The organism is uncultured Lacinutrix sp., from assembly GCF_947500325.1.
GTDB lineage: Bacteria > Bacteroidota > Bacteroidia > Flavobacteriales > Flavobacteriaceae > Lacinutrix.
Genome location: NZ_CANMRQ010000001.1, coordinates 330,525 through 344,249, shown reverse-complemented (window position 1 = coordinate 344,249; position 13,725 = coordinate 330,525). Strand labels below are relative to the sequence as shown.

Sequence of the window (13,725 nt, the reverse complement as noted above, 5' to 3'; positions counted from 1 at the left end):
TTTATTCTTAATCTTATAAATCATCTTATTGTGTTAGAACATTTTCAAGATTATCAAATTGAAAACCCGCAAACTATTTATGGTGGCAGTGGTATATCAAGAGTTGAACGCATAGGTTCTATTTATCCTTAAATTTAAAAAAGCTGAATTATAATTTAATTCAGCTTTTTTCATTCCTATTTTTAAATACTTACTATTGTATAATAATTTTTTGTTTCAATATTTTATCATCAAATTCTGATTGTAAAATATACATACCTTGCGGTATTCCGTTTAAGTCTAATTTATAAGTAAACACCCCTGTTTTGCCCTTTTTAAAAATGTCTTTAATTTTTTTTCCATTAATAGAATACACTACGAAATGGACCGATTTAGATGACTCTGTCTTTAGTTCAACATTTAGTATTGCTTCTGTTTGAGGTAATGGATTAGGATACATTTTTAATTTACCTATTTCGTTATTCGTTTTATTTATAAACCTTGCGGACTGAGATACTGTTACTGGATTACTATGTATAACTAAACCTGGCACTTGAGATGGGTTACTTGTAGCGCAGGCATAAGTTCCATTAGACGTTGTAACAAGTGGGTTTCCAGATCCAGAAGGTGTCCAATTATAATTTGTAGCACCTCCAACATTAACTGAAAGCGTATTACCAGAAACCTGAGTAATCACATTACGCTGCGGTGCATAATAAAAATTTGTAGTACTAAAAATGCTATTATATGGAATAAGATCATCAAAATGCAAGCTATTATCTCTAACATTAATATGTGTTAATTCACTATCTACATCAGCAAAATTTGTTGGTAAGATTAAGTTTTCATAAAAATTACTTTTAGCATAACACAATCTCAAATTTAACATTGTAGATAAGTCTAGATCTCCTGTGATATTATTGTCTTGAACTATAAAATAATACATATTACTATAGGTTCCAGACATAACTAAATCACTAAGCCCTAAGTTTTGAACTCTAAAGTCTAATAGCGCCCTCATAGAAGATATATCCATAGTTTTTCCAGGTATAATAGGGTTGTTATATAAATACAAACGACTTAACTTAGTATTATTTCCTAGACTAAAATCTGTAAATTGGTTATTATGAGCAAAAGCTAACACCAAATTTGGCATATTAGAGATATCGAACGTTCCAGATATTTGGTTATCTTGAATTAAAAAGTATAGCATTTTATTATAAGTTCCTGACTGAGTAATATTGGATATTCCTAAGTTTTGAATTCTAAAATCAAGTAAATTTCGCATTGAAGAAATGTCTATAGATTTGCCTGATATTACTGGGTTATTATAAAAATAAAAACGTTGAAGCTCTGCTCCTGTTCCTAAATTAAAATCTGTGAATTGATTGTTATGGGCAAAAACAATAGTGATCTTAGGCATTTTTGACATGTCTAATGTACCTGTAAGATTGTTATCTTGAACTAATAAGTATCTCAAATTATTATAATCTCCAGACAGGGTTAATTGATTTAACCCTAATCCAACAGCTCTAAAATCTATTAATTCGCGCATTGCAGAAAGGTCTATAGTTTTACCAGAAATTATTGGGTTACTAGATATATTTATTCTTTGTAATGAGTTGTTAGAACCAAATATAATATCATTAAAGTTATTATTTTGAGCATTTAATATGGTTAAAGATGTCATTGAGGATATATCTAAAACCCCCGAAATGTCATTCTCTTTTAGATATAAATATTTAAGACCTGTTAAATTACTAAAAGAAGCTGGTAATGTTCCATTCAAGTTATTAGCTTGTAAATTAAGTCTTGTTACTCTGCAATTTGTAACTGTAACGCCTTCCCAATTTTCTATTGGTCCGGTTAACCAATTTGTACTATTAGTCCATGCTGGTCCATTAGTACTATTATACAAATCTATTAAGGCTTGACGATCACTTTCGTATCCACTAATAGTGTTTTCAAGAATAGCTAAGCTTATTGTGTTAACAAGTGTTACACCATCAACAATAATAGTATATTCTCCAACATCTACTGAGTTAAAATTATTTAAGACTAAATTTGCCGAGTTAGCTCCTAAAATATTAGCTCCATCCTTTGTCCATTGATAACTCGACCCAGTAATTGGTGACGACAAAGTGGTAGATGTCCCTTTAATAATTGTAATACTTGATATAGCTTCAGCTTGAACTCCTATATTTGGTGCACTTGGATCGCATTGCGAGTAACTGTTAGTTTGAATACATAGCGTAATGAATAGACATACGCATTTAAGTTTAAAGAATAGTTGTTTCATGATTTTAAGTTTTAATGATTAACTATACTTTATGTATTTTTAATAGTCAGGTTAACACAGTTTATAAAAAAAATTTAAATAACCTCAAATAACTTACCTGGCAAAGGCTTAACAACACCTTTTAATTCCATGTTTAAAAGTAAACCGGCCAGTTTATAGGTAGGCATATTACATTCTAGAGCAATAACATCTAATAGTTGTTTACTGTTAGCCTTTAAATAATTATAAATCATTTTTTCATTCTCATCAAGCTCTACAAATAATTGTTTTTGTACTAGTGGACGTTGCTCGGATTCTAATTGCCAATTAAGTAAATAAGGCACATCTAATGGCGTAGACAACAAATGTGCTTTTTGCTGTTTTATTAAATTATTACAACCCACACTTTGCGAATCTGTAGTACGACCAGGAACAGCAAAAACATCGCGATTGTAAGAATTAGCAATATCTGCTGTAACTAAACTACCTCCTTTTTCGGCACTTTCAATAACAATTGTCGCTTCGCTAATACCAGCAATAATACGGTTACGCTTTAAAAAGTTATTGCGATTAAAAGGGTCGCTACTCCAAAAATCGGTATAAAAACCACCATTGTTTTCAACCTCAGCAACATGTTTTTTATGGACTTTAGGGTAAATTTGGTTTAAGCCATGTGCTAAACAGGCTACGGTTTGTAATTTATTTTGTAAGGCTGCTTTATGTGCTGTAATATCTGTACCATAAGCAAATCCAGAGATAATAATTGGATTATATATAGCGAGTTCTTCAACTAATTTTTCACAAAACGCGATACCAGAAGTTGTTATTTTTCTGGCACCAACAATACTAATAATGTGTTTTTTATTAAGGTTTATGTGTCCGCTTTCAAATAATAAAATAGGACTATCTATACATTGTTTTAAACGTTCCGGATAGGTTTCAGAATTAAAGTAGTGTGTTTTAATGCCTTCGGTTTTAATAAAACGTAACTCTGCTTCGGCCGCTTCTAAATGGTTACTAGCAAATAAATCGGAAACAGTAATATAACCAATACCATCAATTTTTAATAAGTTTTGCTTTTTTTCTTTTAATACAGCTTCGGCAGAACCGCAATGTGCTATTAGTTTTTTAGCAGTAACATCTCCAATTTTGGGTACGTTTTGCAATGCTAAAGTATAAAGCAGCTCATTTTCTGTCATTTTATGTTTCTGATTTTGAGACTACAATAAAAGAATTTTAACGCTGTTAATAACTAATACGGCTTATATTTTATTCAGGTATAAAATTTTTTAACTTTGTTTTATGCAATTAGAACAATACATAAGCGATTTATTATACCGTTACGAATGTGTTACTGTGCCTAACTTTGGTGCCTTTTTATCGCAACGTGTTTCGGCTACAGTTCATGAGTCTACTAATGCGTTTTATCCGCCTAAAAAAAGTTTAACTTTTAACGAGCAGATACAAACAAATGACGGGATCTTAGTAAGATATATTGCAGATGTAGAGAAAATTCCTTTTGAAGCAGCCTCTAATAAAATTGAAAAACGTGTAAAGTCGTTAAAGTCTAATTTAACCGAAGGTGAAACACTTATTTTTGAAAATATTGGTGAATTAAAACTTAACAACGAACATAAAATTGAATTTAATCCAAGCTATCATTTAAATTATTTAACTGATGCTTTTGGCTTAGCACAATTTACATCTCCAGCTGTAAGTCGCGAAGTATACAAAGAAGAAGTTGAAGCAATTGAAAAGATTGTTCCTATTGCTGTTACACCAGAAAAACGTAACGCTAGACCATACTTAAAATATGCCGCTATTGCTTTAATAGCTTTAACTATTGGTGGTTTAGGAGGTTCTAAATATTACTTAAATGATGTTGAAGCGCATAACCAAATAGCTCAAGAAGAAGCAAATGCGCAATTAGATTCTAAAGTTCAAGAAGCTACTTTTATTATTAGTAATCCTTTACCTGCTATAACATTAAATGTGACTAAAAACACAGGTAATTACCATGTTGTTGCTGGTGCTTTTAGAGTTGAAGAAAACTCTGATAAAAAAGTAGAGCAATTACAAGCACAAGGTTATAAGGCCAGAAAAATAGGTACTAATAGATTTGGTTTACATCAAGTTGCTTACGATAGCTATACCAATAGAAGCGAAGCACTTCAAGCACTTAATACAGTTAGACAGAATGGTAACCGCGATGCTTGGTTATTGGTAAAAAAGCTAAACTAATTCTTAATCTTTTTTTAATAAAATGGAAAAATCTCGGCAGAATATTTTTCTAAATTAATTATTGAAAATAACTATTCTAAAGACGCATTGTTAAAGACAATTGATTTAAACTCTTTTAATTCTGAAGAGCAAAAAAATATCAATCAAAAAATAGATTTTGCCTTTACAAGATTAGCTACTACTTTAGCACTAGAAGACAAAATTTTTTACTTCTTTTTTCCTTTTGGAAAAACTACAGGTTTCGTTTCTAACGAATATGAAAAAAATCAAAGAAAATCCTTTTCATCACTAGGATCCGCTAAAAAGGAAAAAGAACGTCGCTTTTATGCTTTATTAGGCATTTTATGTTACTTAATGATACTGATGATCATTGGAGTTTTTTCGTTTTAATTCTTAATATTTCTTAAAAATTAAGGCTGAAAATCTAAATCGGATTACCTTTGCATTTTTAAATGTGATATGATTGTGATATTCTGAATTTATTTTCAGTATTTCATGTTAAAAAGATACGATTTCCGCTTTCTCGGAAATAAAAAATAATAGTTTTTTTATGGAAGCAAAAACTGCTAAAGACTCAAGAACAATAATGACAGATATGGTTTTACCAGGTGAAACCAATCCTATTAATAATTTATTTGGTGGTGAATTACTAGCAAGAATGGACCGTGCTGCAGGTATTAGTGCACGACGCCATTCAAGACGTATTGTAGTGACTGCTTCGGTAAACCACGTTGCTTTTAATCGGGCCATACCTTTAGGTAGCGTTGTTACTGTAGATGCTAAGGTTTCCAGAGCTTTTAAAAGCTCTATGGAGGTTTATATTGATGTTTGGACAGAAGATAGAGAATCTGGCATTAAAGCTAAGGCAAATGAAGCTATTTATACTTTTGTTGCTGTAGATGAAACCGGAAGACCTGTGCGTGTTCCTGAATTAAAACCTGAAACAGATTTAGAAATAGAACGTTTTGAAGGTGCTTTAAGGCGCAAACAATTAAGTTTAGTCTTAGCTGGTAAAATGAAACCTAATGACGCCTCTGAATTAAAAGCTCTATTTGAGTAAAATTATACTGTTTTAAACGTTTCTAATTTTAAGTAGTCTTAGTAGTATACTAAACCCTTAATATTATGAGAGCTTTTTTAACACTACTATCGTTATTTTTAATTATAAATCTTACATCGTGTGCTACTCGTGTTGTAGAGAGACCAGCAAAAACTATTGTTGTTAAAACACCACCTAGGCATTATAAAATAGTTAAAGTAAAAGGTAAACGTTATTATTTTTGGAATGGGAAGCATTATAGAAAAACACGTAAAGGCTATATTGTAGTAAGAGTATAAAACTAGTCGTTATAAAATTTTTAATCTGCAAAACCAGTATACTCAATTTTAAATTGATTCGCTACTGGTTTTGTAATTGTTACCCAATAACCACCACCTTCTGTGCGCCAATTGTATTGAATAGTATCTAATTTTTTTTCGTTCCTACTAACCATAAGTACGCTAGACCAAATATAATCTTCTTTATCTTCTTGGTTTATTGTTTCTTTTTTAAGCCCATTATGACCTGGAAATATTAAAGATAGAGGAATATTATAGCTGGCTTTAGCAATATAAAATGCTTCATGCCAATTCTTAGTGGGCAATGTAATCGTTTCTTCTGTACCTTCATGAAAATCAGGGTCTGTAGGGTTTTCTTTAAACGATATATTAGAATGTACTTCTTTTAACCTGTTAATATAATCTTTTATTGGTTCTTCTTTTATTGGCATAGCAAATGGAGAAAGAAACCCACTAAATACATAACCAGTCACACCATTGTATATAACCTCCATCATACTACCATGAATATTTTCGACAGTTAAATTTGCTGTGTAAATAAGAGATTTTTGTTTTACTTTTTCTCCAAAAGGTATCGTTAAAATTTTTTCGCTATTTAAATTATCAGATTTTCGAAGTAATAAGCCATTAGGTGCTAAAACATAGAAATAGGCATTTGCTAAGTCTTTTTCTTGAATCTCTGTAATACTATCTAAAGGATCTTTTTCTTTTTGAGGTATTTGATTTAATTCTTCTATATTCTCAATTTTTTGGGTTTCATTTTTACAACCAAAAAAAAGAATACAAGTAATGACTATTGATAATAGTGTTGCTTTTTTCATTGAATTACATAAAATAATGAAACTTATTTATTACATTTTATAGATCCAACTCGCAGGGTTTTGCGTTCCATTGTCTTTATAAATACTAAAACGCAATAAACTTTCTCCTGTTGCAGGGTTAGTGAATACTTCACCAATGTCTTGTTTAGTAGTTACTTTATCACCTTCCTTAACATAGATTTTTCCTAAGTTTTTATATACGGTAATATAATTTCCGTGTTTTATTAGAATTGTAGGATTACTACGTTTTTGCTTAATAATTTTCATAACTTTTCCTGCAAAAACAGCGCGTACTTTAGCATTTTTCTCAGTAGAAATTCTAACACCGTTACTATTAATTTTCACAGTTCTGTCTATAGGTGATGGTTGCTTCCCGTAACGCATTTTAACAATGCCTTTTTCTACCGGCCAAGGTAATTTACCTTTATTACTTAAAAAGTCTTTAGCAAGCGCCTTAGCTTCTGCTGTTAACGCAAAACTTCTTGAAGCTGTTTTCGTTTTCTTTACTCCAGATTTTTTATTAGACTTTGCAATAGCCTCTTTAATGATTTTATCAATTTGACGGTCAATTTTTCTAGCTTCGTTTTGTTTCTTCTTTATTTGAGCCGAATACTTACTTAAATCTTTTTTAATAGCGCTCATGATTTTCTCATGTTGCTTACGCTCTTTTTCTAAAGCCTTTTTTGCTATTTTATTTTCAGCAATAAGTTTTTTCTTAGCCTCTTGTTTAACCAATAATTCTTGATTACTTTTTTGCAAGGCCTTTGTTTTTTCTCTTATATTATCACCTTGCTTTTTTTGGTAATCTGCATATTGATTAAGATACTGGATACGTTTATATGCTTGTTTAAAGTTACTTGAAGATAATAAAAACATCACACGGCTTTGCTTGTTCTTATTTTTGTATGATTTCCTAATCATACTCGCGTAATTATCTTTTAAAAGTTTTAATTCTTCTCTATTTGCAGAGATTTTTTTTTGATTATTATTAATCTCACGTGTCAATAAATTAGCTTGTTGATTTGTAACTTTTATCAAGTTTTGCCTAACACGAACCTTATAATTTAAATCTTCAATTAAAGTTATTTGAGATTTCTGTTTAGATTTATTAGAATTTAATAACGAATTAATTTTATTAATCTCACGTGTTAATTCTAAACGTCTTGTTTCAAGCTCTTTTTGCTTTCCGTTTTGGGCAAAAGAAAAGAAAATGTTTAACAAGCATAAACATAAAATAGTATATGTTTTTTTACTAAGCATTATTTAAGTTCTATTTCTTTATATCCAGATGGGATAGTAAATGGAAAACGTAAATCTCCATTTAATGATATGTTTTTTAAATCTAAGTTTATAAGCAATTGCTCTTCTTTCTCTACAGCAATAACTCTTATTTTTTCTGGTAAAATTTCGCTATCTACTGTTTGGTATGCTTCGTAATTTACTTCTAAATGGCGTACCTCTTTTTCTTGAGAAATTTGTTGCGAATCCATTTTAAAATGTGATGGATTTATTAATAAAAATAATTCGAATAATTCTTGTTGTTGTTTAGGCTGCAATAAATACGATTTTTCAAAAGTTGATGCGATATAATCTTTTGCATTTACATTATAAACTGGTTCTCCCAGAATCATGTTTTGCACTTTTTTAAAATCTAACTCTGTTCCTAACATATTACTTAAATAACTAAAGTCACCATCAAAATAACTACCGTCTAATTTATTGTAGAATGCTACTCTATCTGGTGTAATAATGGCTCTTACAATTCCTAACTTACTAATCCATATGGTTTTATCTTTTTCCATACGCATAGACACAGAAAATGATTGCGATTTTTGGCCTTGAATGGTTTCTATTTTTAAACGCGAAGCCATTGTTTTAAATTTGGATACGTTTTTATCTATATTCTTAACAATACTTTTTGCCGAAGCATTAGTATTTAATTCGCCATTTGATGTTACCGTTTTAGTCGATTTACAGCCAACAAAAGAAAATATAAATATCGAAAAAAAGAAAAAGGACTTATTGAAGTAATTCATTTAATTTGAGAGTTCTAACTTTTTAGCTTTATCACTAAACGTTTTTGCCTTTGTTAAATTGTTTACAGATTTATAGGCTTTACTAAGTTGTTTATAAAAATCTAACTCCATTTTAGTATTATCAATAATGTAATCTAAACCAGCTTCTAAACTATCGACAGCTTCTTGTCCACGATTTAAATTATTTAATGCAACACCATTTATAAGATATAAAACAGGTTGAGATGGATATTTTTCTAATGCCTCATCACTTTTCTCTTCTGCTATTTTATATTGCTTTAAATCTATACGTAGTAGTAAAATATTACGCAATACAGAAAAATTATCAGGCTCTACATCTTGCGCTTTTATATAGTATTCTAATGCTTTTGCATTATCTTTTTTAAGTAAATAGTATTGTGCAATTTCTGCTAATGTTTTTACATCTGCAGTGTTATCTGTAATTTCTGAAGTTATAGCTACTAAATCTTTTTCGTATTGAGGGTTTTTTCCAACAAACTGAATAAAATCTGCTAATACTTTAAGTTTAGGTTCTGCTTTAATTTTACGACTATTTAATACTACTTTCATAGACTTAATAGCATTCTCTGCTTGATTATCGTCTAAGTAAAATTTATAGAGTGCCAAATGGACTAATTGCGATTCTGGGTTTATTTCTAAAAGCTTTTTTGCAGTCTCAAAAGCCTTGTCTTTATCATTATTCTCACTATATCTAAAAATAAGAGCTAAATAATTTTTTTCGGCATCTGGATTTTTATCTACTCGATCTTCTAAGTTTCTTATCTGAGCTTTTTTACGTCCTGTAGCATTATAAATTTGATTTCTTAATCGGTCTCTTGCATCTGTAATTCCAAACTCTTCATCTAATTCATCTAAAACTTTTAAAGCGCCTTTATAATTTTTAGTTCGTACATAAATTGAAGCTAAATCCTCTTTATAATCTGGATGGAATTTAACTAATTGCTTCACTGTTTTTATTGCTTTATCGTAATTTTTTTGTTGCGCATAAGCCTCATACAATTCGTCTAAAAACCATTCATTATCTGGTTCTTTTTTTACCGCTTGTTTTAATACATCTTCAGCAGCACCAAAGTTTTTTAACTTATTATAATTCTTTCCTAATTCGAAATATAAAATCGCTTCAGAATCATCAATATCTATACATTTTTGAAGTGCAATTACTGCCTTGTCATAGTTTTCTATGCCTTTCTGTTTTAATGCTTCATAAAATAACTCTTGGTATTCGTCTGATACATTTCCCAAATCATCTTGAGGCACATCATTAAAATCTACTTGCGCAAAGTTTAGTTGTGGGAAAAGAAATGTTCCTATAGTAAAAGTTAATATGTATAGTTTTTTTTTCATATCTATTTCCCTTGAAAAAGGGAATCTTAATGTATTATCAAGATAAAGCAATATTTATACCAAATTAGTTCAAATAAATTCATAAGATTCTTGCCTTTGCAAGAACTTGGTTATTCTAAAACAGAATAATCTCCAATACTTATTTTGGTGAATTTCCCATCGTATCTAACATGATTGCCAATCATAGCGTCCTCTAAATTAGCGTTTTTTATTGTAGTTTCATTCTGAATTAAGCTATTTTTAACTGATGAGTCTTCAATAACACAATTGTTTCCAATAGAAACATTAGGGCCGATAGAACTATTTTTTATCACTACATTCTTACCAATATAACATGGTTCTATAATATTTGAATCAATATTTCTAATAGAATCTGAAAGCAATTGTTCCTCTCCATCAGCTTTTAAAAAGCCTAACATACGTTGATTTGTCTCTAGAGTAACTGCTTTATTACCACAATCCATCCATTCGCTAACTTCGCCTGTTTTGAATACTTTACCATTTGCCATCATGCCTTTAATACCATCATTAATTTGGTATTCGCCACCATTAATAATATTATTATCTAGTACTTTTTGTAACTCTCCTTTTAATACAGAAACATCTTTAAAGTAATAGATTCCAATTACTGCTAAATCACTTACAAATTGTTCTGGCTTTTCAACCAATTCAATAATCTCTTGATTATTATTAAGTTTAACAACACCGTAAGCTTCTGGTTTATCTACTTGTTTTACCCAAATTACTGCATCTGCTTCAGGGTCCAAATTAAAATCGGCACGAATTAAAGTGTCTGCATAAGCAATAACAGCAGGTCCTGATAAAGAGTCTTTAGCACACATAATGGCATGACCAGTACCTAAAGGTTGATCTTGACGATAAATAGAGGCCTTAGCTCCTAAACCTTTTGCTAAATTTTCTAAACTTGTTACTACATCATCACCAAACCATGCTGGATCTCCTAAAACAAAAGCTATTTCGTCTATAGGCTCATTTAAAACCTTTGCAATATCTTTTACTAAACGATGCACTATTGGTTGCCCTGCTACAGGAATTAATGGTTTTGGTACTGTTAAACTATGTGGGCGCAGTCGAGAACCTCGTCCTGCCATTGGTACAATAATCTTCATATTTAATGCCTGTTTTGTCAGGTATATTTTTAATTAAACTCTATTTTTTTAGATTCTTCGCTATGCTCAGAATGACAACTCTATTTATTTAACTCCAGTACTTCCAAAACCTCCTTCTCCACGAGCTGTTTCAGACAATATTTCTACTTCTTTCCATTCTGCTCTTTCATGTTTTGCTATAACTAACTGCGCAATTCGCTCACCATTTTCTATTATGAAATTTTCAGAAGATAAGTTAATTAATATCACTCCTATTTCTCCTCGGTAGTCGGCATCTACAGTTCCAGGCGCATTAAGCACTGTAATTCCTTTTTTAGCAGCTAAACCACTTCTTGGTCGCACTTGTGCTTCTATACCAATAGGAAGCTCTAAAAACAGTCCTGTAGGCACTATTTTACGCGCCATTGGTTCTAATATTATACTATCTTGAATATTTGCTCTTAAATCCATTCCAGCAGACGCTATGGTTTCGTAATGCGGTAATGCGTGATTAGATTTGTTAATTATTTTTATTTGCATACTATCTTTTTAACAACTGTTTTAATTCTTTTTTTTCAAACTGAAAAACAAGGCCTAAAAATACGATTAATGATGCAATTCCCACGAAATAATTCCCTCTAAAATAGTAGAAATATAGTATTGAGAATACTGTTGAAAGTCCTAGATATAAACTTATCTTTTTCAAATTGTATGGAACAGGATAATACTTTCTTCCAAAATAAAAAGATAAAAACATCATAACTGCATAAGCTGCAAGAGTTGCTACCGCTGAGCCTTTGAAACCAATTTTAGGAATCAAAATATAATTTAAAACTAATGTTATTATTGCACCTAAGACTGAAATATAAGCACCAAACTTTGTACGGTCTGTAATTTTATACCAAACGGATAGGTTATGGTAAATTCCCAAACAAAAATTTGCTAATAAAATTAATGGCACAATCCACATTGCTTCATAATAAGCTTCGCTTCTAATAATATATGGTTTTAAAACATCTGCAAACACAACAACGCCTAAAAGAATCACAGAGCCAAAAGCCACAAAAAACTCTAAAATTTTTGCATAATTTTTTTGTGGGTTTTCGGATTTAGAATGGCTAAAAAAGTATGGTTCAATACCCAAACGAAAAGCCGTAGCAAACAGCGTCATGAATAAAGCTAGTTTATAACATGCAGAATACATACCTATTTGATCGTCTGCAATATTCGCAGGCAGCAATTCTTTTAAAAGAATACGGTCAAAAGTCTCATTTATAGAATAAGCTACTCCAGCAATCAATACTGGCAATGCATAACGCATCATTTTTTTCCATAATACTGAATCAAATTTAAATTTGATTTTAGTATAAAATGGAAGTAAAAGTAATAATGTAACTGCACTTGCTATAACATTAGAAATGAAAATGTAACTAATTTCAAAATCAGGTTTGTAAATACTCTCAAAAACAGAACTCTCTTTTGCTAAATCTTTTAAATACAATAGTAAAAAAACATTTAAGCCTAAATTAATAGCTACGTTTGTAATCTTTAAAATTGCATAACGCATAGGCTTTGCTGTGGCTCGTAGCCAAGCAAAAGGTATAATCACTAAAGCGTCTAACAATAGAATAATAAAAACTAAGTTTAAATATTTAAGTTCTATATCTATTAATGATGAAATTTGATCACGAAATAGAAATGCAAATCCTAGTAAAGTAAATGAACTAATAATTAAAGAAATAGCAGATGTACTGGTTGTTTTTTGTTGGCCTTCTTCCTTATTGAAAAACCTGAAAAAGGCTGTTTCCATTCCATAAGCTAAAACAACATTAAAAAGAACAAAATAAGCAAAGATGAATGATACGCGTCCATACTCTGCTCTTGAAAGCACAGATGGATCTGTATATAACGGCACTAAAATAAAACTCAACATTCTAGGCAGCACAGTCGCTAAACCATAAATAAATGTTTGCTTAAAAAGAGATTTTAATCCGCTCAATAGTATTTGTAAATATTTTCTCTAAATGTATTGATTTTGTAAGACCTAAAAAAGTTTAAACTTAGTTTATCTTTTTCGGTGGCCCATCTGGATAATACACTCCTTCTTTTTCAATAAGTTTTTCAATAAGAAAATACTTTGTATAGCCACTTTCAATATAGCTTACAACACATTCATTGGGTCTTAAGTCGAAAGGGAAATCTTCTTGAGGTACATTAGGGTTTAGTGAACCATCATTTAATTTTGGTTTAGTAAGTAGCGCTGTATGTATTGCTCTTCCTTTTTCTAAATTAGCAGACATACCTCTAAAGTATACTTTCTTTATCTCTGCATTTGTATTACTTTCTAAATTAGGCAAATACAAATTGGCTCCACTACTACCATATTTAATAGCTGCATTCCATATTTGAAAATAAGGTTTTGTAAATTTTAAACTCGTTTCAACTTCAACTGGCAATTTATGGGCTCTTTTTGCAGCAGTGCATTGAAAATTTATAGTTATAAAAGCCAATAATAATAGTATTGTAATTGGTTTTAAAAATTTCATGTTTAGTAACTT

Annotated in this window: 14 protein-coding genes; 4 read left to right on the top strand and 10 right to left on the bottom strand. The window is 30.4% G+C overall.

The genetic code is table 11. The features are described 5' to 3' along the window. Positions 1–193 precede the first annotated feature (193 nt). Together Q0997_RS01655 and dprA are read right to left on the bottom strand one after the other, a co-directional pair. Positions 194–2,278 carry a T9SS type A sorting domain-containing protein gene (locus Q0997_RS01655; RefSeq protein WP_299883791.1) on the bottom strand — a complete coding sequence of 695 codons (2,085 nt, stop codon included), beginning with the start codon at positions 2,276–2,278 and terminating at the stop codon, positions 194–196. A gap of 74 nt (positions 2,279–2,352) precedes the next feature. Next, the gene (dprA, locus tag Q0997_RS01650) at positions 2,353–3,456 is read right to left on the bottom strand and encodes a DNA-processing protein DprA (RefSeq protein ID WP_299883790.1); all 1,104 of its coding nucleotides are present in this window, start codon (positions 3,454–3,456) and stop codon (positions 2,353–2,355) included. A gap of 103 nt (positions 3,457–3,559) precedes the next feature. Here dprA and Q0997_RS01645 point away from each other — a divergent pair, with 103 nt between their 5' ends. The 4 genes from Q0997_RS01645 (at position 3,560) to Q0997_RS01630 (ending at position 5,836) form a co-directional block, all read left to right on the top strand. Beyond that, entirely contained in the window at positions 3,560–4,498 is a 939-nt protein-coding gene (locus Q0997_RS01645; RefSeq protein WP_299883788.1) for an SPOR domain-containing protein, read from the top strand. 87 nt (positions 4,499–4,585) lie between these two features. Beyond that, on the top strand, positions 4,586–4,888 hold the full coding sequence (locus Q0997_RS01640; protein ID WP_299883786.1) for a hypothetical protein: 303 nt from the start codon (positions 4,586–4,588) through the stop codon (positions 4,886–4,888). Between the two features lie 160 nt (positions 4,889–5,048). Beyond that, the gene (locus Q0997_RS01635) at positions 5,049–5,558 is read left to right on the top strand and encodes an acyl-CoA thioesterase (protein ID WP_299883784.1); all 510 of its coding nucleotides are present in this window, start codon (positions 5,049–5,051) and stop codon (positions 5,556–5,558) included. Positions 5,559–5,623: 65 nt separating this feature from the next. Then, a complete protein-coding gene (locus Q0997_RS01630) occupies positions 5,624–5,836 on the top strand; it encodes a DUF6515 family protein (RefSeq protein ID WP_299883783.1) in 213 nt (70 codons plus the stop codon). 20 nt (positions 5,837–5,856) lie between these two features. On the opposite strand, the gene Q0997_RS01625 is transcribed toward Q0997_RS01630, so the two are convergent. From Q0997_RS01625 to Q0997_RS01590, 8 genes are all read right to left on the bottom strand, one after another. Then, positions 5,857–6,657: a hypothetical protein gene (locus tag Q0997_RS01625; RefSeq protein WP_299883780.1), complete on the bottom strand. Its 801-nt coding sequence runs from the start codon at positions 6,655–6,657 to the stop codon at positions 5,857–5,859. Between the two features lie 30 nt (positions 6,658–6,687). Then, positions 6,688–7,917 (bottom strand): peptidoglycan DD-metalloendopeptidase family protein, encoded by a 1,230-nt coding sequence (locus tag Q0997_RS01620; protein ID WP_299883779.1) that lies wholly within the window; start codon positions 7,915–7,917, stop codon positions 6,688–6,690. Further along, positions 7,917–8,693: a DUF4292 domain-containing protein gene (locus Q0997_RS01615; protein ID WP_299883777.1), complete on the bottom strand. Its 777-nt coding sequence runs from the start codon at positions 8,691–8,693 to the stop codon at positions 7,917–7,919. The genes Q0997_RS01620 and Q0997_RS01615 overlap by 1 nt, the downstream gene beginning before the upstream one ends. After that, entirely contained in the window at positions 8,694–10,058 is a 1,365-nt protein-coding gene (locus tag Q0997_RS01610) for a tetratricopeptide repeat protein (RefSeq protein WP_299883775.1), read from the bottom strand. 110 nt (positions 10,059–10,168) lie between these two features. Next, entirely contained in the window at positions 10,169–11,188 is a 1,020-nt protein-coding gene (locus Q0997_RS01605; RefSeq protein ID WP_299883773.1) for a sugar phosphate nucleotidyltransferase, read from the bottom strand. Positions 11,189–11,272: 84 nt separating this feature from the next. Next, the gene (dut, locus tag Q0997_RS01600) at positions 11,273–11,707 is read right to left on the bottom strand and encodes a dUTP diphosphatase (protein ID WP_299883771.1); all 435 of its coding nucleotides are present in this window, start codon (positions 11,705–11,707) and stop codon (positions 11,273–11,275) included. A 1-nt stretch (position 11,708) separates the two neighbouring features. Continuing rightward, positions 11,709–13,166 (bottom strand): oligosaccharide flippase family protein, encoded by a 1,458-nt coding sequence (locus Q0997_RS01595; RefSeq protein WP_299883769.1) that lies wholly within the window; start codon positions 13,164–13,166, stop codon positions 11,709–11,711. A 61-nt stretch (positions 13,167–13,227) separates the two neighbouring features. Further along, the gene (locus Q0997_RS01590) at positions 13,228–13,713 is read right to left on the bottom strand and encodes a hypothetical protein (RefSeq protein ID WP_299883767.1); all 486 of its coding nucleotides are present in this window, start codon (positions 13,711–13,713) and stop codon (positions 13,228–13,230) included. Between the last annotated feature and the right edge of the window lie 12 nt (positions 13,714–13,725).

Bases quoted from the DNA above. Each gene is read 5' to 3' on its own strand.
- Q0997_RS01610 (WP_299883775.1), bottom strand. From the start codon at position 10,058: ATGAAAAAAAAACTATACATATTAACTTTTACTATAGGAACATTTCTT.
- Q0997_RS01655 (WP_299883791.1), bottom strand. From the start codon at position 2,278: ATGAAACAACTATTCTTTAAACTTAAATGCGTATGTCTATTCATTACG.
- Q0997_RS01605 (WP_299883773.1), bottom strand. From the start codon at position 11,188: ATGAAGATTATTGTACCAATGGCAGGACGAGGTTCTCGACTGCGCCCA.
- dprA (WP_299883790.1), bottom strand. From the start codon at position 3,456: ATGACAGAAAATGAGCTGCTTTATACTTTAGCATTGCAAAACGTACCC.
- dut (WP_299883771.1), bottom strand. From the start codon at position 11,707: ATGCAAATAAAAATAATTAACAAATCTAATCACGCATTACCGCATTAC.
- Q0997_RS01620 (WP_299883779.1), bottom strand. From the start codon at position 7,917: ATGCTTAGTAAAAAAACATATACTATTTTATGTTTATGCTTGTTAAAC.
- Q0997_RS01615 (WP_299883777.1), bottom strand. From the start codon at position 8,693: ATGAATTACTTCAATAAGTCCTTTTTCTTTTTTTCGATATTTATATTT.
- Q0997_RS01630 (WP_299883783.1), top strand. From the start codon at position 5,624: ATGAGAGCTTTTTTAACACTACTATCGTTATTTTTAATTATAAATCTT.
- Q0997_RS01590 (WP_299883767.1), bottom strand. From the start codon at position 13,713: ATGAAATTTTTAAAACCAATTACAATACTATTATTATTGGCTTTTATA.
- Q0997_RS01645 (WP_299883788.1), top strand. From the start codon at position 3,560: ATGCAATTAGAACAATACATAAGCGATTTATTATACCGTTACGAATGT.
- Q0997_RS01625 (WP_299883780.1), bottom strand. From the start codon at position 6,657: ATGAAAAAAGCAACACTATTATCAATAGTCATTACTTGTATTCTTTTT.
- Q0997_RS01635 (WP_299883784.1), top strand. From the start codon at position 5,049: ATGGAAGCAAAAACTGCTAAAGACTCAAGAACAATAATGACAGATATG.